Below are 25,448 nucleotides of genomic sequence, written 5' to 3'. Positions count from 1 at the left end.
GTCACTGCTCGTCACCGGAGGATTCGCCGGCGGCGGGAGCCGAGGGGGTGCTCATGGGAACCAATTGTTCAGCAAGCGCGGCAGTTCCGGCACCATTGGGCGCGCTCGGCGTGGCGGCACGGGTGTCACCTGTGCCCGTCGGCCTGGTGGGCTGCGACGCACTCCTCGGCGTCTGCGACTGCGCCGACTGTTGTGCGGGATTCTGTGTTGGCGCGCTCGGAACCGAGCCCTCACCCGAGCCGGAAGCAGGAGTCGGATCGAGGGGTGCAACCGGCGCACCGTCGGCGGGAGCGGGCGTACCGACGACCTGTACACCGCCCTCGGGGGCTACGACGAGGTGGGCAGGGTTCTTGGCGGGGACCATTCCGATCGCCGCCGCTTTGCGCGCCAGCTCGGGCGCAGATTCCGCGAGTTCGACGTCACGCTGCAAGGAGGCACGCTGTTGCGCGAGCTCGGCGTTGACGGCCTTGGCGGCACTGAGGTCGTAGGAGTCCCCCGCCGAGCGCGTCGTCAACAACAACGTCAAGCCGAGCCCCAGGGCGAGCAGACCGATGACCAAGGCTACGAACGGGATTCGAGCCGCAATGGCACTGCCGTTGAGCGTCGGACGAAGTGAGGCCGCCGAACCGCGAGCAGAATCCGACGTGTGTATCGAGGCACGCTGCTGCCTGCGCTCGTAGGCGCGCAATGCGGCTCCGGACCGACCACCGCGGCCGACCCGCTCGGGTCGAGTAGCCGGAACCCGATTGCGTTGTGTTCCAACAGTTGTGCCTGGAACCGTCATTCCGCTCTCCTTGCAATCCGTTCGGCGGCGCGCAACCTCACCGGGGCCGAGCGTGGGTTGACTTCGATTTCCTCGTCCGAGGCGCGTTCCGCACCTCTGGTCAACAGCCGAAATTCCGGACCCATCCCGGGAAGTTCGACCGGCAACCCCTCGGGACTTCGAGACTTGATCCGAGGAGCCAACTCCTGCTTCACAACTCGATCTTCGAGCGACTGATACGACATGAAGACGACGCGGCCGCCGACGGCCAAGGCGTCGAGTCCGGCCGGCACAGCAGCTTTGAGCGAATCGAGCTCCCCGTTGACCTCGATACGCAGCGCCTGGAAAGTTCGCTTTGCCGGATGCCCACCGGTGCGGCGAGTCGCGGCCGGTATTGCGGCATAGAGCAATTCGACCAACGGGCCGCTCGTGGTGAACGGCGTGTGCTCACGTCGACGCAGAACGGCGGACGCGATCTTGCCTGCGAACCGCTCTTCTCCGTAGGTGCTGAGCACGCGAGCGATATCGCCGTGCGAGTACGTATTGAGCACGTCGGCTGCCGTGATGCCCTGCGTCGGATTCATCCGCATGTCCAGCGGTGCATCGACGGAGTACGCGAAGCCACGGTCCGACTCGTCCAGCTGCATCGACGACACTCCGAGGTCGAACAGGATGGCGTGAACGGAATAGGTCGCGGGAAGCCCGGCCTCGTCGAGGGCGGCGGCGATGCCCTCGTATGTGGTGTGCACCAGAGTCGTTCGATCCGAGAAAGGGGCCAGTCTGGCGCCCGCCTTGTCGAGCGCGTCCGGATCGCGATCGAGTCCGATGAGGTGCAGACCGGGATACTTCCGTAGAAAATGTTCGGCGTGACCGCCGAGTCCGAGCGTGGCGTCGATCATGACGCGAGTCGTGTGGGGTTCGTCCGCCGATTCCACTGCGGGCCCGAGGAGTTCGTCGGCACGCTCGAGTCGAACGGGGACGTGGATCGGGCCGCCGGAACGACGGTGAGTGCGGTCGGCGGACGCGTCGTTCTCGTCCGGCCCGGCTCCCTCCGTCATGGTCCCTCCCGGTTGCGTGTACGTACTTCTCGCCCGGGTCCGGGCCCTGCGGGTCGCCCACTGCGGCCGGTGCGAATGCTTCGAGGTCCCTGTCCGATAGGGAACCTGGCGTTGGGGAAGAACGTCAGGGTCCTGATCTGCGAAACCTGGCGTTGGGGAAGAACGTCAGGGTTCTGATCGGGCAGAGGCCTCGCTGCACTCGCAGCCGGCCCAGGTGGTCTACAAGATCCCTCCGAGGGATTCGTCGAACGCGTCGGAGAAATCCTGCTCGTTCTCGGCGGAGTAGCGGGCCCAGGCCTCGTCGTTCCAGATCTCGATGAAATCCATCGATCCGATCACCACGCAGTTGCGTTCGAGTCCCGCATACCGACGGTGCTCGGGACTGATGGTGATACGGCCCTGTCCGTCCGGCCGCTGTTCGTCGGTTCCCGAAAAGAACTGGCGTACATAGGCACGAGCTTTGGGGTTGGCACGAGAGGCCGCCGTCAACTTTCGAGAACGCTCTGCGAAGTCCGCCGCAGTGTAGACAGCAAGGCTGAAATCCTGACCCTTGCTCACCATGACACCTCCCGCAAGCGCGTCCCGAAACTTGGCCGGCAACGTGAGTCGACCCTTGTCGTCGAGCTTCGGCGTGTAGGTACCGAGAAACACTCGCCACCTCCAGCCTCGACTCTCCGCTGCGGACCACTTTACCCCACTCTCCCCCACTTCGAACCATTCACAGCCCGAAAACTTTGTGGACAACCACATATCCGCAGCTCAGAGGCAACAAGATTGCGTGCCGTCGTCACGGCGCGGAGCGTCGGCTCCGATCCGGCAACAGCAGCAGCTCCTGGCCTGTGGCGTCTCGACCAGGCGCTTTTGCCAGGCGTCCCCGTGACAAGCGCAGCTCGGCGCTCGAAGTGGGGCGCTAGTGGGGTGAAGTGGGGATCAGGGTCCACAGTGGGGGGAAGTGGGGAGTTCACCCCGGAACTACCGCACGGGAACCACCGCACGGAACCCATCGCACCGGGGCGGCGCTCGGGCGCTCTCGATCACGAACGCTGCGGGACACGGGCCGAGTCGGCTCGGCGTACCGAACAGCCGTGGAACGACAGCAGCACCTCACCCGAAGGTGAGGTGCTGCTGATCGAATCGGTGAAGTTGTGGTGGGTGACCGTCAGGCCCAGGGCGATCCGGACGGCGGAGTCATGTCACTCCTGATCGAACCGCTTACGAAAACGGTCTTCCATTCGAGAGGTGAAGCTGCCGCCCTTGCGGCCACCACTCGATTTCGGCTGAGCACTACGACCTTGCGTGCCGGCTTGGTCGCTTGCGCTACCTTCTTCGCCGGTCGCGGCAGCTCCCTTCTTGGAGCCGCCGAACAAGAACAGTGCCCCGGCACCGAACATGAAGAGAAAGCCGATGAGGCTGACGACGAGAAAGCCCAGACTGTTCGTCGACAGTGCTACACCGGCGACGAGCAACACGAGTCCCACGACGAACAACGCGGCAGCCTGAAAACGCCTCTTGCTCGACGCCGCGCGAACGCGACCGCCCCTCACATGGGACGCGAATTTGGGATCCTCGGCGTAGAGAGCGCTCTCGATCTGATCGAGCATGCGCTGCTCGTGCTCGGAGAGTGGCACGGTACCTCCCCCTGCACAGATAATGAGAGTCGTTTCGGTTCAGAAGCGACGGGAAGCTGACCTTGGCGGCTACCTACTGACGATGATACGAGCTGAATCGGCCGCTTACCACCTACTCGCACTATGTGTTCCTGAGAAACGACCAAGTTTTCGAGACGGACGTGCCGGAAACAGTGGCCGAACACCGCGTGACGTGGCTGTTCACATCCGTCTGGACATCGCAGGACCGGCTAGACGCGCTACGCGGACAGTGGTGCCGCCATCGGATCGACGGACTCGAATCTCGATTGACCGCCCAACCGATCCTCGACCGCGTTCAGGAAACGGCTGACGTGTCGATAGAAATCGTCGGCATCGACGTCTCCGACGGCCGACGAGGCACCCGCCTCGACGGCCGCGCGGGTGGCGGAGAAGGACGAGAAGTACTCGGACCAGATCGCCAGATCCGGCGCAGCCTTCGCCATCAGAACCCAGGCATTGCGCGAACGTGGCCGCGAGCCGATCGAATTGGGCAGCGATGCCAGGACTGCGGCAGCACCCTTGAGTGCGGCAATGTAGCCCCCGAGGAAGCGGTCCCCCGCATCGCGCTCGCCGATGGACTCGGACAGCAACGCATCGGCTCGACCGAGCAGGACCTGCGCCTGACGCGACACCGGCGACCGCACGCCGACATCGAATGTCTTCGTCATCGTCATACTCGAACACCTCCAGTTCGAATCTCCAGGCGCGCTACCGACGCGCCTGGAACCGTGATGAAGCCTTACAGTCGAACTCCGGAAGAATCCGCCTCGTTCGTCGAGTGGATCCACCGGCGCGCTCGGCCCCGATCATCGAACACCCGTTCGACACATTCAATATAGCTGTGCCCACCGACAAGTTGCCGAAGAAAGGGTGAGAACCGTCGTCACCGATGCGCAGACAACCCCCTACGTGGTCGATCTGACGCCCCAGGAATTCCGTCGGCGCTTGTTCGAAGCACTGGCGATCTACGTCGAGGCCATGGGATATCCCCGCGGGACCGAGCACAGCCGCGCACCGATGTGGACCGAGCATCTGCACCGGCCGGGCTGGCGAGCAGTGGGAGCCATGGTGCCCAATTCCGACAAGACGCAACCGGACACGCTGGTCGCCGTCGCGTACGGGTATCACGGCGCGCACCATCAGTGGTGGCACCAGCAGGTCCGCGACGGATTGCGCCGCGCAGGACACTCGACACAGCACGTCGACGCCACCCTCGGCGACTACTTCGAACTGACCGAATTGCACGTACTACCGAGCGCGCAAGGACACGGACTCGGCGGCCGTCTCTGTCGCAGGTTGCTCGACGGTGTTCGAGCGCACTCTGTGATGTTGTCCACACCCGAGGTCGCGCAGGAGGACAACCGCGCCTGGCGGTTGTATCGACGGCTCGGCTTCGAGGACGTACTACGGCACTTCACGTTCGCCGGGGACCGACGCCCCTTCGCGGTGCTGGGCCGCCGGTTGCCGCTCGACGGGCCCGTAGCCTGAAGATGTGATCGATGCTGTGGTGGTGGGCTCCGGCCACAATGCCCTGACTTCTGCCTGCTACCTGACCGATGCCGGAATGTCGGTGGAGATCGTCGAACGCGACAGCGTCGCGGGCGGTGCGGTGTCGACGGTGGAGCGCTTCCCCGGCCATCGAGTCGACCGCGGCTCGTCCGCGCACATCATGATCAGGCACACCGGAATAGTCGAAGAGCTCGGACTGGAGGAGTTCGGGCTGCGCTACATCGACTGCGATCCGTGGGCCTTCGCCCCGGGCGACGTCGACACCGCCGAACGCGCCATCGTCTTCCATCGCAGCCTGGATCGGACGTGCGAGTCCATCGCTGCCGCCTGTGGGCCTGCCGACGCGCGCGCCTACCGTTCCTTCGTCGCGGTGTGGGGCCCCCGCAGCGAACGCACCATGCGCGCATTCGGTGGGCCGCCCACCGGGTCCAAGCTGCTCCGATCCTTTTGGGGACTCGGTGCACCCGACGGCGGCAGCGCGCTCTCGCGCGAGTTTCTCGCCACCGGTGACTCCCTTCTCGACGAGATGTTCACGAGTGAGCGACTCAAGGCTGCGTTGGCGTGGTTCGGTGCGCAGTCCGGCCCGCCGATGTCCGAGCCCGGAACCGCCCCGATGGTCGGCTTCGCGGCTCTGATGCACACGCTTCCACCGGGCCGCGCCGTCGGCGGTAGCGGCGCACTGACCGAGGCGATGATCGCCCGGCTGCACCGGGACGGGGCAGCGCTGACGCTCGGCGATGCCGCCGTATCGCTGACGCGTCGCGCGCACGGCTGGACGACCAGGATGGCGTCGGGACGGGAGATCGACAGCACGATCGTCGTGGCCGGATGTCACATTCTGACCACGCTCGACCTGCTGGCGGAGGGCGGACACGACGCGGCGCAGATCGCCCGGTGGCGCTCGACCATTCGGGTGGGTCCGGGGATCGGTACCGCGGTTCGGTTGGCCACCGACGCGCTGCCGCAGTACCCGAGCGCCGACTGCATCGAGGACGGTACCCACGGTCTCGCGCTGCTCGTTCGCGACCGCGCGCAGTTGCGTTTGGCTCACGGACACGCTCTCGCCGGTGAGCTGCCGCCGACACCCGCTGTTCTCGGCATGTCGTTCAGCGCCCTCGATGCGACGATCGCGCCGCCGGGTCAGCACCAGATCTCCCTGTGGTCTCAGTGGCATCCGCACACTCTCGCCGATGGCCGCCGGTGGCGCTCGAATGTGCCGGGGCAGCGTTCCTTGGCCGAGGTCGAGGGTGATCGAATCGTCGCCGAGCTCGATCGTTTCGCCCCTGGATTCGCCGCGTCGGTCCTCGATCGGTACGTACAGTCGCCGCCGGACATCGAGCAGGAACTCGGACTGATCGGAGGCAACATCATGCACTTGGACATGTCACTGGACCAGATGATGATGTGGCGTCCTCATCCCCAGCTGGCCGGCCACCGCGTTCCCGGAGCACACGGTCTCTATCTCACCGGCGCGTCGACCCACCCGGGAGGCGGTGTCACAGCGGCCAGCGGCCGTTCGGCGGCGAGAATCGCACTCGCGGACGCACGCGCGGGACGTCGTCGCGCATTCTTCGGCAGGAGACGAGTATGAAGACTGCCCCGACGGTCTTCGCGATCGGTGCCGTCGCGGCCCAGATCTGCTACCCACTCGTATCGGGCTCGACTCGGGACGCGGTGACCATCGCGGTCGTCGCGCTACTCGCGCTGGCTTCGATCGCGCACGCCGTGCTGTACCGCGGAAAGCTGTGGGCGGCGGCCCTCGTGGTCCTGACTGCAGGAACGGGATTCGTGTCCGAGCTCGTCGGCACGGCCACCAGATTTCCCTTCGGCGAGTACTTCTACGCGCAGAATCGACTCGGACCCAGCCTGTTCGAAGTCCCCGTGGTGGTTCCACTCGCCTGGACGGCGGGGTTCTATCCGATCTGGTGCGCGGTCACGTTCATCGTCGGCCATCTCGGTGCGACGCGGCTCCGCGCCTCTGCAGTCCGAATCGCCGCGGTCGCCGTTGGAATGGTGGGCTGGGACCTGTATCTCGATCCTCAGATGGTCACCGACGGCCAGTGGACCTGGACGTCCGGTGCCGTCGGACTGCCGGGGGTGTCGTCGATCCCGTTGACCAACTACGCCGGTTGGCTGTTGGTGGCGACACTGATGGCCGCAGTCATGGAAGCGGTGAACCGCGTGGTGGCCCCGCGCGCGTCCGACGACGTCGTTCCCATCGGGCTGTTCCTGTGGACATGGCTGGGTTCGGCTCTCGCGCACGCGGTGTTCCTCGACGGCCCCGAACTACGATTCTCGGCGGTCTACGGATTTCTCGTCATGGGTAGTGTCGGAATCCCGCTGCTGTGGATCGCGCGTCGTCGCGGATCTCTACGTAGCCGACACGCACCGATGGCAACCCCTGCCGACTGACACCGGCGTGATGCCCTGGCACGATGTCGCTGTGCAGTCGACATCACGAACATCCGCTCGAACCCGCCGACGCCGAGTTCTCTCGGTGCTCGCCCTGACGTTGCTGCTCGCGCCGATGCTGGCCGGCTGCTTGCGAGTCCAGGTCACGATGGGTGTGTCGGCCAACGACCGGGTGGCGGGTCAGATCGTCGCGGCGACGGTCCCCACCTCCGACACCGACACCGGCCCCGAACTCGTGGTGCCCTCCTCGATCGAGGACAAGGTTCGCGTCGAGCCGTACAACCAGGACGGGTACGTCGGGTCGCAGGCCATCTTCGACGACCTCTCGTTCGGTGATGTCCAGACACTCGGCTCGATCTTCCAGAACGCGGCCGGATCGTTTCAGCTGACCCTGCAGCGTTCGGGCGACACCGTGACGCTCGCCGGTAACGCCGACCTGTCGACGGTACCGGTCCAGGGGTCCGACGTGCAGTTCACGATTGCGTTTCCGGCCCGTATCGGGACCACCAACGGCACTCGCGAGAGCGACAACTCGATCTCGTGGAAGCTGCCGGCAGGCGAAGTCACCTCGGTGCGTGCCGAGGTCAACTACCCGGACCCCAACACTCGTAGCTTCGCCGGCTGGGCGGGCATCGTGGGCGGCGTGACCGTCGGGGTGGCCGCCATCGTCGGTGCCATGGCCTGGGTGTCGCGGAACCCACCGTTGGGCAACCGTCGTAAGCGCGCCGCGACGGGCGATTCGAGCGACCGAACGTCGGTGTGATCGAACCGATTTCGTCCCGAACGACGGATCTCGCCGAATGACGGTCCTGACCCGAGCGACCCGGGCGACGGCCGTTCTCGCCTCCGCCTCCGCTGTCGTCGCGGTGTTCAATGCGCTGTTCGTGCCGGGTTTGCGTCGACCGAGCCGCGACGTCACCGAACGGGTCGCAGTGTGCATCCCCGCGCGCAACGAGGTCGATACGCTGCCTGCGTTGATCGGCGATCTCACGCGTCAGCGATTCTGTACCGACCTGAAGGTCGTCGTCCTCGACGACGATTCGACGGACGGAACGGCAGCCGCTGCCGTCACCGCGGCGAACGGCGATCCGCGATTCCGCGTCGTGACCTCCCACGCGTCGCCGCCGCCCGGGTGGACGGGTAAAGCCGCCGCGTGCGCCGAGCTGGCCGACTCGGTCGACGTGGATACGACGATCATCGTGTTCGTCGATGCCGATGTGAGGCTCGAACCCGATGCCGTCGCCGCCGCTGCCAGAAGGTTGCGTCGCCGCGGCGATGCTTTGCTGTGCCCCTGGCCCGAGCAGGTGGCGGGTGGTCTCGCCGAACGACTCGTCCAACCACTGCTCGCGTGGTCGTGGATGTCGACGCTGCCCGTGCCGGTGGGCAATGCGACGCTGCTGCCGTCGATGGCCGTCGCCTGTGGGCAGTTCATGGCGTTCGATGCCGCCGCGTATCGCGTCGTCGGCGGCCACAGTTGCGTCGCGTCGAGTGCCACCGAGGATCTGGACATGGCGCGTGTCCTGCGTCGACGCGGGTTCTCGACGTCGGTTGCCTCCGGTGCCGGGTTCGTGCGGTGCCGGATGTACCGCTCGGCCGCAGATGTCCGGGCGGGTTACAGCCGGTGGCTGTGGAACGAGTTCGGTGGACCCGTCGGTTCGGCCACGGCTGCCCTTGCGCTGGGTACGGTCTACCTGTTGCCGCCGGTCGCGGCAGTCATCGGTTCTGGTTCGACGCGGCGACTGGGTCTCGTCGGTTACCTCGCCGGGACCGTATCGCGCGTTGCATCTCGTCGGCGCGAGTCGGGACCCCGATTCGGCGCTCGCGACGTCGTCGACGCCGCGGTGCACCCGCTGTCGATTCTCGCCTTCGTCGGGCTCGCTGCGGAATCCCACGTGCGACGACGCCGCGGCGCGCTGAGCTGGAAGTCGCGTCCGATTCCGACGTCGTAACGCCGATCACAGGTCAGACGCGCGCGGCTGCCAGCCCCAGGTTGCTCAGGACCTCACGTGTCGCGCGCGCGAAATTCAATGTGATGAAGTGCAGGCCGGGCGCACCTTCGGCGATGAGTCGCTCGCCGATGTTCGTGGCGAGCTCGATACCCACCTCGCGAACCGCGGCCTTGTCTTCCTCGGCTCCGGATCCTGCTGCGCGAGTGAACTTCTCGTCCAGATGCGACGGCAATGTCGTGCCCGAGAGCTCGAGCATCCGGCGCACCGAACGCAGCGAGGTGATGGGCATGATCTCGGGGATGATCGGCTTGGCACCCTGTTCGGGGTCGTATGCGCTGACGCGATCACGCAGCCGCAGGTAGTCGTCCACGTCGAAGAACATCTGCGTGATCGAATACTCCGCTCCCGCACGAAGCTTCCCGACGAGGCACCTGGTGTCCTGCTCGAGATCGTCGGCGCGGTGATGGCCTTCCGGGAACGACGCCACTCCGACGTGAAAGTCGCCCAGTTCGCGGACCATACGAACCAGTTCTTCCGCGTACTCGACTCCCTCGGGGTGCTTCTCCCACTCGCCGAGAGGATCTCCCGGGGGGTCTCCGCGAAGAACGAGGATGTTGGTGATGCCGCGGTCGGCGTACGACCCGACCATCGAGCGCAACTCGGCGACACTGTGCGACACCGCAGTGAGATGTGCCACTGGCAGCAGAGTCGTCTCCTCGGCGATCTGGCCGGTGACGCGCACCGTTCGATCGCGGGTGGACCCACCTGCGCCGTACGTCATCGACACGAACGCAGGCTGGAGTTGCTCGAACTCTCGCACTGCTCGCCACAACCTGGCCTCGGCGGCCTCGTCGCGCGGGGGCGAGAACTCGACGGAGAACGGGATCCTCGCTTCGGGTTCGGTCCGCAATCGGTCGACGATCGACGGCGTCCTCGTCACGAATCCTCGGCTCGACCGCCCCCTGACGGAATCTTCGCTCACTCGAAGATCATAGGTTGCGCTGCACCGCCGGCCCGCCGGGCATCCCCCGACGGCGTTGTTCGCTGCTCGTCGGTGCCGGGTTCGGGTGGCTATTACTGTGGGACTGTAACGCGTCTTTCCCACGAAGACCTTGGAGGATCGTCCTGTCCGGAGACCTGTCCGCGCCCACCAACTCTGTGTCTGTGAATACCACGTCGCTGCGGGACTCCGTCGACGCGAAGCTCGCGGAGTTCTTCGCCTCGCGTCGTGCGGTCGTCGACAGCGTCGGCGGTGGCTACCCGGCCGCAGTGGCCGACCTCGAGGCCTTCGTACTACGCGGCGGTAAGCGAATGCGCCCGGCATTCGCGTGGACCGCGTGGCTCGGCGCGGGCGGTGAGCCCACCGGAGACCGCGCCGACGCAGTACTGCGTGCGTGCTCGGCCCTCGAGTTGATCCAGGCCTGCGCATTGATCCACGACGACATCATCGACTCGTCCCGCACCCGCCGGGGCTTCCCGACCGTGCATGTCGGCTTCGCTCAGCGACATCGCGATGCGGGGTGGTCGGGCTCGGCGGATCACTTCGGGGTCTCCGCTGCAGTTCTCGTCGGCGACCTGGCGCTGTGCTGGGCCGACGACATGCTGCGCGAGTCGGGTATCGACACGGACGCGGCGCGGCGGGCGCAGCCTGTGTGGTCCGCGATGCGCACCGAGGTGCTCGGCGGTCAACTCCTCGACATCGAGGCCGAAGCCGGCACGGACGAGAGCGTCGCGGCAGCCATGCGCGTCAACCGGTACAAGACCGCCGCTTACACGGTCGAACGCCCCATGCACCTCGGTGCCGTTCTTGCCGGGGCCGGCGAACCACTGACTGCTGCGTACCGCAGCTTCGGTGCGGACATCGGCATTGCCTTCCAGCTACGCGACGACCTGCTCGGCGTGTTCGGCGACCCCGAGATCACCGGCAAACCGTCGGGTGACGACATCACCGAGGGCAAGCGCACGGTGCTCATCGCCGTGGCCTTGCAGCAAGCCGACGCGAGCCGTCCCGATCACGCGGCGAAGATTCGAGCCAGTCTCGGTACCGAGCTCAGCGAGAGCGAGGTCGCCGACATCCGATCGATACTCACCGAACTGGGTGCCGTCGACGCCGTCGAACGGCAGATCGACGAACTGGGCACCCGGGCCGTTGCGGCGCTGGACGACAGTTCGATCGACCCGATCGCCGCCGAACACCTTCGCGCCATGGCCACCGCCGCCATCCAACGGCAGTACTGAAAGAGAGCGTCATGTCTACGATCCGAACCGTTCCCGGCCGCACCGACTCGGTCGTCGTCGTGGGAGCTGGATTGGCCGGCCTGGCCGCGGGGCTCCACCTGCTGGGCGCGGGCAAGAAGGTCACGATCGTCGAGCGTGACGAAACCGTGGGCGGCCGGGTGGGGGTGTATCCGGTGACCGACTCGAACGGAACGCATCTCTACGACATCGACAACGGTGCGAGCGTGCTCACGATGCCGAACCTGGTGCTCGAGGCGTTGGCTGCTGTGGGTGCGGACTTCGAGTCCACGACGCCGCCGATTCGGCTGACGTCCCTGTCGCCGTCGTACCACACGCGGTACGCCGACGGCACGTCCATCGACGTCTACTCGGACCCGGAGGCCATGGCCGCCGAGGTCGAGCGGACCTGCGGTACCGCCGAGGCGCAGGGCTACCGCGATCTTAGGCGCTGGCTCGCCGACATCTTCGACGCCGAATTCGACCGGTTCATCGACTCGAACTTCGATTCGCCGCTGGACCTCGTGGGATCCAAGGCCGCCATCACCGATACCGCAACGCTGACGAAGCTGGGCGGCTTCGGTCGCCTCGGGCCACGAGTCGATCGTTTCCTGAAGGACACCCGACTGCGCCGAGTGTTCACCTTCCAGGCCCTCTACGCCGGCATGGCACCGCAGAAGGCACTCGCCGTCTACGGTGCGATCGCACACATGGACACCTCCCTCGGGGTGTTCTTCCCCGAGGGAGGCATGGCCGCTATCGGCCGCGCCATGGCCGACGCGTTCGTGACGGCGGGCGGCACGCTCGAACTGGGCACCGACATCGTCGACATCACCGTCGACCGTGGCCGTGCCGATGCTGTCCTCACCGCCGAGGGACGTCGAATCGCATGCGACGCAATGATTCTCACCGCCGACTTGCCCGTCGTCGATCGCCTGCTCGATCGCGCCTCGGTGTCGAAGAAGGGCAGGCGCAACGGGTACGGCGTCGTGTCGCCGTCCGCCGTCGTGGCCCACGGAACGGTTCCGCTCGAACTCACGGCGTCGTGGCCTGCGCGGGCGCACCACACCATCGACTTCGGGGACGAATGGGCCGAGACCTTTCGCCGGATCACCGCCCGCGCCGGCAAAGGATCCCTGATGGCCGATCCGTCACTGCTGATCACGCGGCCGTCGGTGAGCGATTCTGGCCTCGAGGTCGTGCGCGACGGGGTGCGCAGCGAGCCGGTCTCGATTCTCGCCCCGTGCCCCAACCTCGACAGTGCTCCCCTCGCCTGGGCCGAACTGGCTCAGCCGTACCTTCGTGAGATTCTGGCGACGCTCGAGGGCCGCGGATACACCGGACTCGCCGACGCTTTCGTGCTCGATCACATCGACACACCGCAGACGTGGGCGGACAAAGGCATGTTGTCGGGCTCGCCGTTCTCGTCCGCGCACGTCTTCCGGCAGACCGGGCCGTTCCGGAGAAAGAACATGGTCGCCGGCCTCGACAACGTGGTTCTCGCCGGCTCCGGAACCACTCCGGGTGTGGGCGTGCCGACCGTCCTGGTCTCGGGCAAGCTGGCCGCAGAACGAGTGACAGGGCCGCGAGGGCGGTAGGTTCGTCCGATCGACTGCGTCGACCAACTAAGCTGAGCGCGATCGTTTGCCGGTCGCGATCTTTGCTGCGACCATGATCCTTCGGCCGCCGGCGATAACGCGTCGGCACGGAGCCACATCTCGACACACACGACTCGCAGCAGAGGAGGAGCAGGCGGCAATGTCTTCGGTTTCGTCGCACTCCACCTCCGAAGGGCGCTCGTCGGACGGGTCTGCACCGGTGCCTGCGCGGCATCCGTCGAGACTGACGAACACCGGAAACTTCCTGCGAAGCCCCGAAGGCAAAGCAGCGATCCTCGGGGTTCTCGGTGCGGTCTGCATCATGTTCGGTGGATTCGGCGCGGGCAGCGTGCGCCGTCGTGACCCGTTGCTCGAAGAGATGCATCTGTCGTGGCTGCGATTCGGCCACGGCTTCGTGTTGTCGACCGTCATCGTCTGGGCCGGTGTGCTGTTGATGATCACCGCCTGGGTTCGGCTCGGCCGAGCCACGCTGCACGGCCGCACCACGGTGGGCGAGCTCCGGTGGATCGTTCCCGCCTGGACGGCACCGCTGTTGCTGTCGGTGCCGATGTTCAGCCGCGACGCTTACTCGTACCTCGCTCAAGGCGCGTTGCTACGGGACGGCTTCGACCCGTATGCCGTTGGGCCCGTGGCCAATCCGGGAATCCTGCTCGACAACGTCAGCAACGTGTGGACCACGACCACTGCCCCGTACGGGCCTCTGTTCCTACTCCTCGGTCGCGGCATCACGAGCCTGACCGGTGACAATGTGATCGCCGGAACCATGCTGCTTCGCCTGACCATGCTTCCCGGGCTCGCTCTGATGATGTGGGCCGTCCCGCGACTGGCCACCCACCTGGGTGGGCGCGCCACGACGGCGGTGTGGCTCGCCGTGCTCAATCCCCTGGTGCTGATCCACCTCATCGGCGGAGTGCACAACGAGTTGCTCATGGTCGGCCTGATGACCGCGGGCATCGTGCTCGCGCTCGAGCGTCGCCACGTGGCCGGCATCGCACTGGTGGCGATCGCCGTGGCCATCAAGGCAACTGCCGGTCTCGCTCTGCCGTTCCTGGTGTGGATCTGGATGCTGCACCTCCGAGACAAGGCGCGCGAGGAAGGCCGCACACCGCCGGCACCGATTCTGGCGTTCACGAAGACCGCGGGCATCGGAGCGGCCGTCTTCGTCGCGGTGTTCGCCGTCGCGTCTGTGGTCGCCGGAGTCGGCATCGGCTGGCTCACGGCGTTGTCCGGCTCGGCGAAGATCATCAACTGGCTGTCACTGCCCACGATCCTCGCGCATCTGGTGACCGTCAGCACCTCGTGGTTCCTCGATCTGCGTCTCGGACCGGTTCTCGACGTCACCCGGCTGCTGTGTGCGATCGCCTTGGTGGTCATCCTGGCCGGGGCGTGGTGGTTGGGCCGCCGATCCGAGCGGGACGCGGTCAAGGGCATCCTTATTGCTCTCGTCGCCACTGTCGTTCTCTCCCCCGCCGCGCTGCCCTGGTACTACTCCTGGCCGTTGGCGATCGCGGCCGGCTTTGCGTTGTCCCGCCGAACGCTGATGGTTCTCACCGGCCTGTCGACCTGGCTGATGCTGGTGTTCCAACCCGACGGATCCATAGGCCTGTACACGTTCGTGCACGTGGCCCTCGCAGTCTTCGCTGCAGTCGTTGCCGCGCTCGCGCTGACCCGAGTCGACCCGTTGCGTTTGCGATCGGACCGCTCCCGGGAACACCGTGCCGTACCCAACGCCCCCAAGACCGCGCCAGTCTCCACCGAAGACGACGCCACACCGTGAGGTCCCGCGCCATGAGTGCCCGCGTATCGAGAGAACTGACCGACATCGATCCTGCTCTGCACGAGGCGTATCGCATCTGCCGCGAACTGAACGCCCAGCACGGCAAGACCTACTTTCTGGCCACCAGACTGTTGCCCGTCGACAAGCGCGCAGCCGTGCACGCTCTGTACGGTTTCGCTCGTATGGTCGACGACATCGTCGACCTCGAAGGCACCGACATCGCGGTCGGTTCGGACGAACTCAATGCCCGCAGAATTGTCGAACTCGACATCATCGAATCCCGGGTGCGCGATGCCTTGGCCGGAAAACCTTTGTCCGACAGCACATCCGATCAGGTGTTGAGCGCATTGTGCGACACGGTCGCTCGGTACGACATTCCCCACGACTACTTCTTCGCGTTCATGCATTCCATGCGCATGGACATCCCGGGCAGCGCGATGTTCGTCTCGCGGTACCGAACGATGGAGCAGTTGAACGAGTACATGTACGGATCGGCCGCAGTGATCGGACTGCAGATGTTGCCGATCCTCGGAACTGTGGTTCCGCGAGCCGAAGCGGAGCCGTCGGCTGCGGCGTTGGGCGAGGCGTTTCAGCTGACCAACTTCGTCCGCGACATGGGTGAGGACCTCGACCGCGACCGCATCTATCTTCCGACCGACGAACTGGACGCGTTCGGGGTCGACGAGGATCTGTTGCGGTGGTGCCGGACCACCGGCTCGGTCGATGCCCGAGTCACCCGCGCCCTTGCCCACATGATCGCCGTCACCCGGTCGATCTACCGGACGTCGGACGCCGGGATCGACATGCTGGATCCGCGAGTGCGTCCGTCCATGCGAACGGCGTCCGTTCTCTACGGCCGTATTCTCGACGAGGTCGAGGCGCAGGGCTACCGGGTGCTCTCCCAGCGCGCAACCGTGCCGCAGTGGACTCGCGCACGCGTCGCGCTGCCGCAGTTCGCCGTCACCGGCTGGAAGCGCGCCACGGTCCGCTGACGATGCTTTCCCCGTGGGGTTCGGGCTGTCAGAAGGCCATTGCCTGAGCGCGTCTGATCACTTCGCGCATCAGGTCACCGTGCAACGCTGCGACCGGGGTGCCGGGCAGACTGTCGTCCTCGGCGAACAACCACCGCAGAATCTCTTCGTCCTCGTAGCCGCCGTCGTGCAGCACCGCCAGCAGGCCGGGCAGACCCTTGACGATTTCGCCCTTCGTCGTGTCGAAGAACAGTTCGGGGACACCGGGGACGCGGGAACGCTTGAGAGCCAACAGCTGACGATCCCGCACGAGCTGCTCGACGCGCGTCTTGGGGACGTCGAGGATCTTGGCGACATCGGCGAACTGCAGCAGAGAAACCGACGGATCGAGCACGTCGTCGGCGTAGGGAATGGCACTCACGCGGGTAACGTTAACGGGTCCGGCGTCCAGACTTCAAAAGTGACGCGGCCAGCCACGGAGACCGAAGACACGAACCACGATCGTCGGTGAGTACCCACGGCGCCGATACCATCGTCGTCAGGCGTCCGGATTTCGCGCGGACACATCGAGGACGACGAGGGGAGGTTCGGTGATACCGGGTTCGATGCTCGATCGTCGATATCGAATAGACGCACCGATCGCACGGGGCGGAATGTCGACGGTCTACCGCGGACTCGACACCAGACTCGATCGACCTGTCGCGGTGAAGATCATGGATCCGAAGTTCGCCGAGGACCCGCAGTTCGTTCAGCGATTCGAGTTCGAGGCACGCGCGGTTGCCAGGCTGAGCCACCCGGGGCTGGTGGCCGTGTACGACCACGGGCGGGACGGCGATCACGCATTCTTGGTCATGGAGCTCGTCGAGGGCGGAACACTGCGCGAGCTGCTCCGGGAGCGCGGGCCCATGCCGCCGCACGCCGCAGTCGCCGTGGTTCGCCCCGTGCTCGAGGCTCTCGCCGTCGCACACCGCGCCGGTCTGGTGCACCGAGACATCAAACCGGAGAACATCCTGATCAGCGACGACGGAGACGTCAAGATCGCCGACTTCGGGCTGGTCCGAGCCGTCGCCGCATCCACCGTCACCTCGAGCAGTGTGATTCTGGGCACGGCCGCGTATCTGTCTCCCGAACAGGTCACCACCGGCTCCGCCTCCGCGAGCAGCGACGTCTACGGCGTCGGAGTCGTACTGTTCGAGCTACTCACCGGACGCACCCCGTTCACCGGCGACACATCTCTGTCCATCGCCTACCAGCGCATCGACAACGACGTACCGCTCCCGTCGACCCTCATCGCAGGCGTGCCACCACAGTTCGACGACGTGGTCCAACACGCCACCGTCCGCGACCCGGAACACCGATACCGCAACGCCGACGACATGGCCCGCGCGCTGCGCACTGCCGCGTCGGCGCTGGCACTTCCCGCGTATCGGGTGCCCGCTCCCCAGCGTTCGGCGCAGCACCTGAGCTCGGCGGCTGCGGGCGCACCGACGACAGTCGCCGGTGATCGACAGCCGCCCACCCGCACCCAGGTGGTGCAGAGTGCTCCCCCGGTACCGCCGCCCGACGGTGTGCACCACACCCGAGTGGTCACGTCACCGACATCCCGGGAAATCGAGTACGAGCCGCAGCCGGACGACCCGCAGCCGGCGGCGCCCCTGGGTCGTCGACACTACGAATTTCCCGACTTCGCCGCCGATCGCCAACGGTCCCGTCGGGCCATCGTCGTCTGGTTGGTGGTCGTTGCGCTGTTGGCCGTGTTGGTCGGCTTCGGCGGCTGGTGGATGGGCTCGGGCCGATACACCGCGGTCCCGATGGTCGGCGGTCTCGACACCACGGGTGCCACGAGCGCGATCGAAGCGTCGGGCTTGGAAGCAACGGTTCGGGGAACGTACTCCGACACCGTCTCGACCGATCTGCTCATAGGCACCGATCCCGTCGGCGGATCCCGAATCGCCAAGGGCGACACCGTGTTCCTGCTGGTCTCGCTGGGCAGCCCGACCGTCCCCTCCATCGACTCCGACGCCTCCGTCGAAGACATGCAGCAGCAGTTGCGCGAGAGAACCTTCACCCCGGTCGACGGCGGCGAGGCATTCAGCACCACTGCACCGATCGGCGGCGTGGCGGCGCTCGATCCCCCGCCGGGAACGGTGTTGAACACCGGTGCCGCAGTCACCGTGCTGCGCAGCAAAGGTGCACCGCCGGTGCAGGTTCCCGACGTCCGCGGGCAGAGCGTCGACCAAGCACGGACGACGCTCGAATCGGTCGGCATCACCGTCGACGAGATCCGCGAGACGTTCGACGAGGACACCGACGGCGGTAAAGCGATCGGCACGAATCCGAAGGCCGGCCAGACGGTCAAGTCCGGTACCACCGCCGTCCTCGACGTGTCGACCGCGGTCACCGTGCCGTCGCTCCTCGGCCGTTCGGTGGGATCCGCACGCACGACTCTGGATTCGCTGGGACTGACGATCGATGTTCGTCAGGTGGTCGACACGGACGGCTCGTTGGTCATCTCGCAGAGCCCCGGAGCCGGTTCACGGGTGGAACCGGACTCCGAGGTCATGGTCGTCTCCCTGCCCTGAACCTGCCAGGGCGGTGCCGTCGATCAGCCGCGGAGCATCTCGGCGACGAGGAATGCCAGCTCGATGCTCTGCTGAGTGTTCAGTCTCGGGTCGCAGGCAGTTTCGTACCGACCGGCGAGGTCGAGATCGGAGATGTCCTGGGCTCCGCCGAGGCATTCGGTGACGTCGTCACCGGTCAGTTCGACGTGGATTCCGCCCGGATGGGTGCCGAGGCCGTTGTGTACCTCGAAGAAGCCCTGCACCTCGTCGACGATGCGGTCGAAATGCCGTGTCTTGTACCCGGTGGACGCCTCGTGAGTATTGCCGTGCATCGGGTCGCACTGCCAGATCACCTGGTGTCCGGTGGCCTGCACCTTTTCGATGATGCCGGGCAGGATGTCGCGAACCTTGCCGTTGCCCATCCGCGAGATCAGCGTCAGGCGGCCCGGCTTGTTGGTCGGGTCGAGGCGCTCGACGTATTCGACGGCCATCTCGGGGGTCGTCGTGGGTCCGATCTTGAGCCCGATCGGGTTGGAGATCAGTTCGGCGAGTGCGATGTGCGCGCCGTCGAGCTGGCGAGTGCGGTCGCCGATCCACAGGAAGTGAGCCGACAGGTCGTAGAGCTTGGGGTGATCGTCGGTGTTGTCGAGCCGCAGCATCGCGCGCTCGTAGTCGAGGACGAGCGCTTCGTGGCTCGCGAAGATCTGGGCGGTGTGCAGATTGGGGTCGGAGACGCCACAGGCATCCATGAACCGCAGGCCGCGGTCGATCTCTCCGGCCAGCGCCTCGTAGCGGGCTCCGGCGGGTGACTGCGCGACGAATTCACGGTTCCAGTCGTGCACCTTGTGCAGGTCCGCCATCCCGGCTCCGGTCAGTGCCCGAACCAGGTTCATGGCCGCACTCGCGTTGGCGTAGGCGCGCACCAGCCGTGACGGATCGTGGCCGCGCACGCTCTCGTCGGCCACCAGCGAATTGATCATGTCGCCGCGGTAGGACTGGAGGCCGAGCGCATCGATGTTCGACGAGCGAGGCTTGGCGTACTGGCCGGCGATACGCGCGACCTTGACCACCGGCATACTCGCCCCGTAGGTGAGCACGACGGCCATCTGCAGCAGCGTGCGAATGTTGCCCTTGATGTGCGGTTCGGTGTTGTCGACGAACGTCTCGGCGCAGTCGCCACCCTGAAGCAGGAACGCCTCGCCGCGGGCGACGGCCGCGAGCTTGTCCGACAGCGCCTCGACCTCACCTGCGACAGTGATCGGCGGAACGCTCTCGAGCACCTTGCGCATCTCGCCGGCCTGCTCGGGATCCCACTGCGGCTGCTGCGCAGCAGGCTTGGCCAACGCATCGTCCAATCGAGTGCGCAGCGTCGGGGACAGCGGCGGCAGGTCGGGCAAGCGATCGATGGGTACGTCGACAGTCCAGTTCACCGCTACAGGATATTCGTACCGCCGTCGCCGCAGGACAACGGGTGTTCACCCGCGGTGCGAGTACTCCTCGATCGCCTGGAACTTGGCCAGGTTGTGGCGCGCGTCGGCGAGCGCATCGTGCGCGTCGTCGGGCACCGAGGGAAGCTCGGGACTGCCGCGATCCTCCCAGTGCTGACGGAGCTCACGGGTGAATCGAGGCAGGGACCGCGGCAACTCGGTCATCGATCCCCACAGCTGGCAGAGCGCCACGTGGTCGTACGCCGCCACCCATGCCCACAATTCGACCTCGGCACCGTAGTGCGGAACGAGGAATTCGAGCAGTTCGTCGCGAATTCGGGATCGGCTCATCCACAACGGCGACGAGTACGGTGGCAGCTTGGGTAAGACGTTGCGCCGGACCCACCGGCCCGCCCGCTCGGGGTCGAACTCGGAGGACACCGCATAGAACTCGCGACCGTCCTCCGACACCACACCGATCGAGACCAACTCGATTGTGCGACCATCCTCGATGAACTCTGTGTCGTAGAAGTAGCGCACGCGGCTCACCCTAGCGCGTGCTCCGGCACGTCCCCCACGCACCGCAGAACCGAGCCGAACAAGCCCTGAAAGGGAACGTTGTGACTTCGTCCGACACCAACCGTCCGGTCGCCGAAGCATCGGAGCCTGCCGGCCCGACGCGACGCCGGTGGCCGCGTTGGGCGGTGGCGTCGAGCAGGGTCGTCGTTGTCTTCGCGGCGGCGGTCGGTGTGCTCTTCCATCTCAACGGGTTTCCCGGGCTGCGAACGTTGGGTGAGCATTACCGACTGGATCTCGATGTCTATCGGCTCGGCGGTGAGGTGTTCGCTCGGGGCGGGGATCTGTACGGCCAGCTTCCTCCCATCGCGACCGGTACCACGTTGCCGTTCACGTATCCCCCGATTGCCGCCGCTCTGTTCAGCCCGCTCTCGAAGGTCTCGCTCTACGCCGCGTCGATGACGGTGACGTCGTTGTCCATGCTCGCGTTGCTGGCGACCGTTGTGCTCACTCTGATCTCGTTGGGAGTTCGCCCTCGCACGCTCGTGTGGTGGGGTGCTGGCGCGGTGTTCGCGGTGTCCGTCCTCGTACTGGAGCCGGTCACGTCCACGTTGAACTACGGGCAGATCAACATCGTTCTGATGATGTTCGTCGCGCTCGATTGTTTGCCGAAGAAGACGCCATGGCCTCGGGGTGTGCTGATCGGTCTGGTCGCCGCCGTCAAACTGACGCCCGCAGTCTTCGTCTTGTTCTTCTTGCTGCGCAGGGACTTTCGCGCTGCGGTGGTGTCGGCACTGAGCTTCGCGGTGTTCACGGCGATCGGGTTTGCGCTGACGTGGTCGGACTCGGTGAAGTACTGGACCGAGACGATCATCGATTCCGATCGGATCGGCGGCCCGGCGTACCCGGCGAATCAGTCCATCACGGGCGTTCTGGCCCGCCTCGGAATGGACGAGCTCCCCCGTTCGATTCTGTGGATCGCGCTGTCGGTAGGGGTACTGCTCGTTGCGGGAATCGCGATGCGAAAAGCGTTCGCAGCCGGTGAGGTCGCCCTGGCGCTGACCGTGAACGCGATGTTCGGCCTGTTGGTCTCGCCGGTCTCCTGGTCACACCACTGGGTGTGGGCAGTACCGTTCACCATGGCGCTCGCGGCTGTCGGCTACCGCCGTCGAAGCGCTGTGCTCCTCGCTCTGGTTGCCGTCGGACTGGCAATCTTGGTGTACGCACCGCACTGGAGACTCGGTGAAGGTCGATGGAGCGGACTCGACTGGCCGTTGGTCGATCAGCTCGCCGCATCCGCCTATGTGTGGTGGGCGCTGGCATCTGTGGTGGCCGTCGCAGCCGTCGGACTCTCGCATCGGGTCACCCCGAAGGAAAGCGACACCGCGGTTCGCTGACCGCAGTCGTCAGCTGGCCTTCGAGTCGGGGATACGCCCCGCGGAGGAAGCCGAATCTTCGGACGGTGCAACCTTCTTCAGCGAGGCTGCGTACACGTCGACGTACTCCTGACCCGAGAGCAGCATCAGGTCGTACATCACCTCGTCGGTGACAGCGCGCTCGACGAATCGGTTGCCTGCCATTCCCTCGAACCGGGAGAAGTCGATGGGCTTGCCGACGCGAATGGTGACCTTCGCCGGACGCCACACGCGCGAACCGATCGGGTTCATCTTCTCGGTACCGATCATGGCGACCGGCACCACCTGAACACCGGTCTGCAAGGACAGGCGCGCCATTCCGGTCTTGCCCTTGTAGAGCCGGCCGTCGGGCGACCGGGTGCCTTCGGGGTAGATACCGAGCACTTTGCCTGCTTCGATCACACGGACCCCGGCGTTGAGTGCATCCTGCGCCGCGTCGGCTCCGGTCCGATCGATGGGCACCTGACCCACCGCGGTGAAGAACCACTTCTGAAACGCGCCCTTGAGTCCCGAGCCGGTGAAGTACTCGCTCTTGGCGAGGAAGGTGATGCGCCGCGGGGTCTTGAGCGGTAGATAGAACGAGTCGAGAACCGCTTTGTGGTTGCTGGCCAGGATCACCGGGCCGTGCGTCGGAATGTTCTCCGCACCCTCGATCGTGGGCCGACCCAGGGCGATGAGCAGGGGCCCCACGATGACGAATTTGAACAGCCAGTACCACATTGACGTGCTCCCTGATCATGGTCGGCAACCGATGGTGTGCCGGCTCGCGCGGAGCGAACCGACTGCGGCCGTGCGTTCTCGAACCGTGCCGCGTAGTGAACTGTACCCAGGGTTTATGACACCAGCCACATCGGCGAGGAGGAGACGTGCGACATCACACGGGGTGGGCCCGAACCCTCATCGCGCGGTGGTGACGAACTGCGCTCGCGCGAGCTCGGCCGCGCCGATCATCCCCGCGGCCTCACCGAGTTCGGTGCTGCGAATGCGTGCCAGCGGGCGGTGACCCGCGCCAGTGACGAGCTCGGCGTACTTGTCCGTGGCACGAGCGAGAAATTGGCTCGACGAGGTGGCCACACCGCCGGCCAACACGATCAGGTCGGGGTCGTAGACATCGCTGACCATCGACAGTCCGACGCCGAGCCAGTGGGCGAAATCCTCCATGGTGCGTCGGCCGATCGAGTCACCGTCGTGCGCGGCACTCGCGATCCGACGCCCGGTCAACGAGCCGGGATCGAGGAAGACCTCACGCGCCAACCTCGTCGACGACGACGGGTCTGCCGCCAGCAACTCCACCGCCGTATCCACCAGTGCGGTACCGCTGCAATACCGCTCCCAGCACCCACGTTTCCCACAGGGACATGCTCGTCCGTCGGGCACCACCTGAATGTGGCCGAGTTCGGGGGCCACCCCGTGGCTCCCTCGATAGATTCGGCCGTCGATCAGCAGCGCCGCACCGATTCCCGTTCCGATCGCCACCATCACCACATTGCGGCCACCCGATGCCGCTCCGAATCGGTATTCCGCCCATGCTGCGGAATTGGCGTCGTGTTCGAGCAGGACCGGTAGTCCGATGCGTTCGCTCATCTCGGTTGCGACCGGCGTGTCGACCCACGGCAGGTGCGGGGCGAACCGGACCGTCGTGCGGTCGGAATCGATGAAACCCGCCACCGCCAGACCGACGGCAGCGATGTCGTGTCGGCCGGCCAGCTCCTGCACGGCTCGGTCGAGACCACGCTCGAGTGCACGAGCAGTGTGGGGCGTGGGTGCTGCAGTCGAGTCGAGCACCTGACCGTCCGCGTCGACGACGGAGGCGCGCAAGCTCGTACCGCCCACGTCGATCCCGACCGTCAACCGCTGATGATGACGCTTCATTCGTTCATGCCTTCCTCGGCCGTCCCCCGCACGGCGATGGTCACTCCTTGACCCGAACGGTAATCGGTACGAACGCCGGTCGACGAGCGGACGGCGCAGAGGTGTCCTCCGACACGTCCGCGGCGGCGACCCGCTCGGCAGCGGATGCGGTCGACTCGGCACCGGGCTCGCTGCTGCGCGTAGCGGCATGTTCGGTCCCCGGCGCAGTGTGGTCGATCAACAACTGACGCAGCAGTGCTACGACTACGGCCCCTTCGGAGGCGACGAGTTCGACGAGATCGTGCCGTTCACCGCGCACCAGCGCCGCGAGCGCACACACCGGGCACCAGCTGCAGCCCTGCTGATCGCGGTCCTGCTGAGTCTCGGCAACCCGGCGCAGAATGGGCTCGAGACGTGTCAGGACGGTGTCGGCCAACGCCAGTAGGTCCGCCCCCAACTCCGAATGCCCGGCCGTCACAGCATCTCTCCGGTCACAACTCGGCCGCTCACAGCGGCCACACATCGGGGTCGGGTCGGAAACGAACCACCAGGAACGGTCCGTCGAGTTCCGCAGAATCAGCGATGCACCGACGCAGTACCGACGCCAACGTGATGCGTCGCCGCCTACCGTCGGCACTCACTATCAAGTCGTCCTCCACTCGCCCCAGACCCAACGTGGTCGAATCGACTACCGGCAGCAGCATTCTCATCGCGTACACGGATTCGAGTCCGCTCCCCGACTCGAGTTCCACCGACGGTCGAGCGGCCGGGCTCGAAGCAGGTCGTTCGAGGGAGTCCGGTGCCAGGCGCTCGGCCACATCTTGCAAGGGGCCCAACCCTACCGGTTCGACTTCGCAGTGCTCCACCTCCACGATCGGTACCGCGCCGACGCGTCGTCGCAGTTCGGCCACTGCGTCGACCTGCGCAGCCCGCCATCGCTCGAACCAGAAGACTGCGGGATGAGCTCCGACCAATCCGATCGACGAGGAATTGAGGGCCGGAAGAATTCTGTTCACCAGCAGTCGGTCGACCCGAACGCCGAACAGAGCCGCTGCGGAGATCGTCCGTTCCGCATCGATGATCGATAGGTGCTCGGGGGTCACAACCACGGTTGCGCCGGTCCGGTCCGGATCGGTGATCAGCTCCCGGACCGATTCGATCTGTCCGAGGATCCGCTCGATCATGGCCACCACGAGCGTGAGCCGCACGTCGGTTCCGGTGCCGGCGACCATGCGATCGTGGCGCGGCCACACGCGCTCGACGTAGGACGACACGGTGTCGGTCAGCTGGAGTGTTCGCAGCGCGTCCCCCGACGCCGGGAGATCGACTATCACTGTGTCCCAACGCCGTTCGTCGACGAGCCGGGACACCTCGTGTAGCCCCAGCAGCTCCTCGATACCCGGGAACCCCATCAGCTCCTCCGGCTCGATCGCGCCGAAACTCACGCCGTGTTCATGGCCTGCCGAGGCCACCGACAGCATCGAACCGAGACCGCGGTACCGCTCTTCGAGCAGCCGCGAGGTATCGATCTCGACGACGTCCAGGTTCGGAGCAGCCGCTCCGATGCCCGAGTCCTGGTCGGTGTCACCGTCTGCGCCGAGGGCGTCGCGGAGCGAGTGCGCCTGGTCGAGGGAGGCGATCAGCACCTTCCGGCCCAAGGCCGCGAGCGCAAGACCCGATGCAGACGCCAAGGTGGTCTTCCCCGCGCCACCTTTGCCGATGAACAGCGATACCGT

The 25,448-nt window shown here is 66.1% G+C and carries 24 protein-coding genes; 11 read left to right on the top strand and 13 right to left on the bottom strand.

Translation table 11 applies throughout. The features are described 5' to 3' along the window. Position 1: 1 nt before the first annotated feature. From E4P29_RS05200 to E4P29_RS05180, 5 genes are all read right to left on the bottom strand, one after another. Positions 2 to 784, bottom strand: coding sequence for a hypothetical protein (locus E4P29_RS05200; RefSeq protein ID WP_245154167.1), 783 nt, complete (start codon positions 782 to 784; stop codon positions 2 to 4). After that, a complete protein-coding gene (gene rsmH / locus E4P29_RS05195; RefSeq protein WP_245154166.1) occupies positions 781 to 1,821 on the bottom strand; it encodes a 16S rRNA (cytosine(1402)-N(4))-methyltransferase RsmH in 1,041 nt (346 codons plus the stop codon). The genes E4P29_RS05200 and rsmH overlap by 4 nt, the downstream gene beginning before the upstream one ends. A gap of 219 nt (positions 1,822 to 2,040) precedes the next feature. After that, positions 2,041 to 2,472 (bottom strand): division/cell wall cluster transcriptional repressor MraZ, encoded by a 432-nt coding sequence (gene mraZ / locus E4P29_RS05190; protein ID WP_027497352.1) that lies wholly within the window; start codon positions 2,470 to 2,472, stop codon positions 2,041 to 2,043. A 542-nt stretch (positions 2,473 to 3,014) separates the two neighbouring features. Next, positions 3,015 to 3,449: a DUF3040 domain-containing protein gene (locus E4P29_RS05185; protein WP_135042491.1), complete on the bottom strand. Its 435-nt coding sequence runs from the start codon at positions 3,447 to 3,449 to the stop codon at positions 3,015 to 3,017. 239 nt (positions 3,450 to 3,688) lie between these two features. Then, complete coding sequence (locus E4P29_RS05180; protein WP_348539760.1) at positions 3,689 to 4,138, bottom strand: SAV_6107 family HEPN domain-containing protein; 450 nt, start codon at positions 4,136 to 4,138, stop codon at positions 3,689 to 3,691. A 202-nt stretch (positions 4,139 to 4,340) separates the two neighbouring features. On the opposite strand from E4P29_RS05180, the gene E4P29_RS05175 reads away from it, so the two are divergent. Genes E4P29_RS05175 through E4P29_RS05155 form a run of 5 tightly spaced genes read left to right on the top strand, consistent with a single transcriptional unit; the run spans position 4,341 to position 9,340 of the window. Then, positions 4,341 to 4,958, top strand: a complete 618-nt coding sequence (locus tag E4P29_RS05175) for a GNAT family N-acetyltransferase (RefSeq protein ID WP_135042487.1) — start codon at positions 4,341 to 4,343, stop codon at positions 4,956 to 4,958. 4 nt (positions 4,959 to 4,962) lie between these two features. Further along, the gene (locus tag E4P29_RS05170; RefSeq protein ID WP_135042485.1) at positions 4,963 to 6,570 is read left to right on the top strand and encodes an NAD(P)/FAD-dependent oxidoreductase; all 1,608 of its coding nucleotides are present in this window, start codon (positions 4,963 to 4,965) and stop codon (positions 6,568 to 6,570) included. Further along, positions 6,567 to 7,391, top strand: a complete 825-nt coding sequence (locus E4P29_RS05165; RefSeq protein ID WP_135042483.1) for a carotenoid biosynthesis protein — start codon at positions 6,567 to 6,569, stop codon at positions 7,389 to 7,391. Before E4P29_RS05170 ends, E4P29_RS05165 begins: the two co-directional genes overlap by 4 nt. A 10-nt stretch (positions 7,392 to 7,401) precedes the next feature. Then, positions 7,402 to 8,154: a DUF3153 domain-containing protein gene (locus E4P29_RS05160; protein ID WP_209205305.1), complete on the top strand. Its 753-nt coding sequence runs from the start codon at positions 7,402 to 7,404 to the stop codon at positions 8,152 to 8,154. Positions 8,155 to 8,191: 37 nt separating this feature from the next. Continuing rightward, positions 8,192 to 9,340 carry a glycosyltransferase family 2 protein gene (locus tag E4P29_RS05155; protein ID WP_135042478.1) on the top strand — a complete coding sequence of 383 codons (1,149 nt, stop codon included), beginning with the start codon at positions 8,192 to 8,194 and terminating at the stop codon, positions 9,338 to 9,340. 13 nt (positions 9,341 to 9,353) lie between these two features. On the opposite strand, the gene metF is transcribed toward E4P29_RS05155, so the two are convergent. Further along, a complete protein-coding gene (gene metF, locus E4P29_RS05150; RefSeq protein ID WP_032368108.1) occupies positions 9,354 to 10,280 on the bottom strand; it encodes a methylenetetrahydrofolate reductase [NAD(P)H] in 927 nt (308 codons plus the stop codon). 224 nt (positions 10,281 to 10,504) lie between these two features. On the opposite strand from metF, the gene E4P29_RS05145 reads away from it, so the two are divergent. From E4P29_RS05145 to E4P29_RS05130, 4 genes are all read left to right on the top strand, one after another. After that, positions 10,505 to 11,578 (top strand): polyprenyl synthetase family protein, encoded by a 1,074-nt coding sequence (locus tag E4P29_RS05145; protein WP_245154165.1) that lies wholly within the window; start codon positions 10,505 to 10,507, stop codon positions 11,576 to 11,578. Between the two features lie 11 nt (positions 11,579 to 11,589). Continuing rightward, positions 11,590 to 13,173 carry a phytoene desaturase family protein gene (gene crtI / locus E4P29_RS05140; protein WP_209205304.1) on the top strand — a complete coding sequence of 528 codons (1,584 nt, stop codon included), beginning with the start codon at positions 11,590 to 11,592 and terminating at the stop codon, positions 13,171 to 13,173. Positions 13,174 to 13,333: 160 nt separating this feature from the next. Next, positions 13,334 to 14,971 carry an alpha-(1->6)-mannopyranosyltransferase A gene (locus tag E4P29_RS05135; protein WP_135042476.1) on the top strand — a complete coding sequence of 546 codons (1,638 nt, stop codon included), beginning with the start codon at positions 13,334 to 13,336 and terminating at the stop codon, positions 14,969 to 14,971. Between the two features lie 11 nt (positions 14,972 to 14,982). Continuing rightward, positions 14,983 to 15,963 carry a phytoene/squalene synthase family protein gene (locus E4P29_RS05130; protein ID WP_135042474.1) on the top strand — a complete coding sequence of 327 codons (981 nt, stop codon included), beginning with the start codon at positions 14,983 to 14,985 and terminating at the stop codon, positions 15,961 to 15,963. Positions 15,964 to 15,991: 28 nt separating this feature from the next. Here the strand turns inward: E4P29_RS05130 and E4P29_RS05125 are convergent, their stop codons facing one another. Further along, positions 15,992 to 16,363 (bottom strand): Rv2175c family DNA-binding protein, encoded by a 372-nt coding sequence (locus E4P29_RS05125; RefSeq protein WP_135042472.1) that lies wholly within the window; start codon positions 16,361 to 16,363, stop codon positions 15,992 to 15,994. A gap of 184 nt (positions 16,364 to 16,547) precedes the next feature. Between E4P29_RS05125 and pknB the strand changes: the two genes are divergently transcribed. Continuing rightward, positions 16,548 to 18,524, top strand: a complete 1,977-nt coding sequence (gene pknB, locus E4P29_RS05120; RefSeq protein WP_135042753.1) for a Stk1 family PASTA domain-containing Ser/Thr kinase — start codon at positions 16,548 to 16,550, stop codon at positions 18,522 to 18,524. 23 nt (positions 18,525 to 18,547) lie between these two features. On the opposite strand, the gene E4P29_RS05115 is transcribed toward pknB, so the two are convergent. Further along, on the bottom strand, positions 18,548 to 19,933 hold the full coding sequence (locus E4P29_RS05115) for a 3-deoxy-7-phosphoheptulonate synthase class II (protein WP_032406704.1): 1,386 nt from the start codon (positions 19,931 to 19,933) through the stop codon (positions 18,548 to 18,550). A gap of 45 nt (positions 19,934 to 19,978) precedes the next feature. Continuing rightward, positions 19,979 to 20,470 carry a polyadenylate-specific 3'-exoribonuclease AS gene (locus tag E4P29_RS05110; RefSeq protein WP_032379547.1) on the bottom strand — a complete coding sequence of 164 codons (492 nt, stop codon included), beginning with the start codon at positions 20,468 to 20,470 and terminating at the stop codon, positions 19,979 to 19,981. A gap of 164 nt (positions 20,471 to 20,634) precedes the next feature. Here E4P29_RS05110 and E4P29_RS05105 point away from each other — a divergent pair, with 164 nt between their 5' ends. Then, the gene (locus tag E4P29_RS05105; RefSeq protein WP_135042751.1) at positions 20,635 to 21,843 is read left to right on the top strand and encodes a glycosyltransferase 87 family protein; all 1,209 of its coding nucleotides are present in this window, start codon (positions 20,635 to 20,637) and stop codon (positions 21,841 to 21,843) included. A gap of 9 nt (positions 21,844 to 21,852) precedes the next feature. On the opposite strand, the gene E4P29_RS05100 is transcribed toward E4P29_RS05105, so the two are convergent. From E4P29_RS05100 to E4P29_RS05085, 4 genes are all read right to left on the bottom strand, one after another. Then, positions 21,853 to 22,581 (bottom strand): lysophospholipid acyltransferase family protein, encoded by a 729-nt coding sequence (locus E4P29_RS05100; protein WP_135042470.1) that lies wholly within the window; start codon positions 22,579 to 22,581, stop codon positions 21,853 to 21,855. 177 nt (positions 22,582 to 22,758) lie between these two features. Next, positions 22,759 to 23,733, bottom strand: a complete 975-nt coding sequence (locus E4P29_RS05095) for an ROK family protein (protein WP_027497367.1) — start codon at positions 23,731 to 23,733, stop codon at positions 22,759 to 22,761. Between the two features lie 40 nt (positions 23,734 to 23,773). After that, the gene (locus tag E4P29_RS05090; RefSeq protein WP_135042468.1) at positions 23,774 to 24,190 is read right to left on the bottom strand and encodes a hypothetical protein; all 417 of its coding nucleotides are present in this window, start codon (positions 24,188 to 24,190) and stop codon (positions 23,774 to 23,776) included. A 28-nt stretch (positions 24,191 to 24,218) separates the two neighbouring features. Then, entirely contained in the window at positions 24,219 to 25,433 is a 1,215-nt protein-coding gene (locus E4P29_RS05085) for an ArsA family ATPase (RefSeq protein WP_280634526.1), read from the bottom strand. Between the last annotated feature and the right edge of the window lie 15 nt (positions 25,434 to 25,448).

It is taken from the genome of Rhodococcus sp. 1R11, assembly GCF_004563845.1.
GTDB lineage: Bacteria > Actinomycetota > Actinomycetes > Mycobacteriales > Mycobacteriaceae > Rhodococcoides.
Note: the sequence above shows the minus strand (reverse complement) of the source record. Positions and strands in the feature narration are given on the sequence as shown.

Excerpts from the sequence above, each read along its gene's own strand:
- E4P29_RS05200 (WP_245154167.1), bottom strand. The coding sequence starts at position 784 with ATGACGGTTCCAGGCACAACTGTTGGAACACAACGCAATCGGGTTCCG.
- rsmH (WP_245154166.1), bottom strand. The coding sequence starts at position 1,821 with ATGACGGAGGGAGCCGGGCCGGACGAGAACGACGCGTCCGCCGACCGC.
- E4P29_RS05180 (WP_348539760.1), bottom strand. The coding sequence starts at position 4,138 with ATGACGAAGACATTCGATGTCGGCGTGCGGTCGCCGGTGTCGCGTCAG.
- E4P29_RS05165 (WP_135042483.1), top strand. The coding sequence starts at position 6,567 with ATGAAGACTGCCCCGACGGTCTTCGCGATCGGTGCCGTCGCGGCCCAG.
- E4P29_RS05160 (WP_209205305.1), top strand. The coding sequence starts at position 7,402 with ATGCCCTGGCACGATGTCGCTGTGCAGTCGACATCACGAACATCCGCT.
- E4P29_RS05155 (WP_135042478.1), top strand. The coding sequence starts at position 8,192 with ATGACGGTCCTGACCCGAGCGACCCGGGCGACGGCCGTTCTCGCCTCC.
- crtI (WP_209205304.1), top strand. The coding sequence starts at position 11,590 with ATGTCTACGATCCGAACCGTTCCCGGCCGCACCGACTCGGTCGTCGTC.
- E4P29_RS05135 (WP_135042476.1), top strand. The coding sequence starts at position 13,334 with ATGTCTTCGGTTTCGTCGCACTCCACCTCCGAAGGGCGCTCGTCGGAC.
- E4P29_RS05130 (WP_135042474.1), top strand. The coding sequence starts at position 14,983 with ATGAGTGCCCGCGTATCGAGAGAACTGACCGACATCGATCCTGCTCTG.
- pknB (WP_135042753.1), top strand. The coding sequence starts at position 16,548 with ATGCTCGATCGTCGATATCGAATAGACGCACCGATCGCACGGGGCGGA.
- E4P29_RS05100 (WP_135042470.1), bottom strand. The coding sequence starts at position 22,581 with ATGTGGTACTGGCTGTTCAAATTCGTCATCGTGGGGCCCCTGCTCATC.
- E4P29_RS05095 (WP_027497367.1), bottom strand. The coding sequence starts at position 23,733 with ATGAAGCGTCATCATCAGCGGTTGACGGTCGGGATCGACGTGGGCGGT.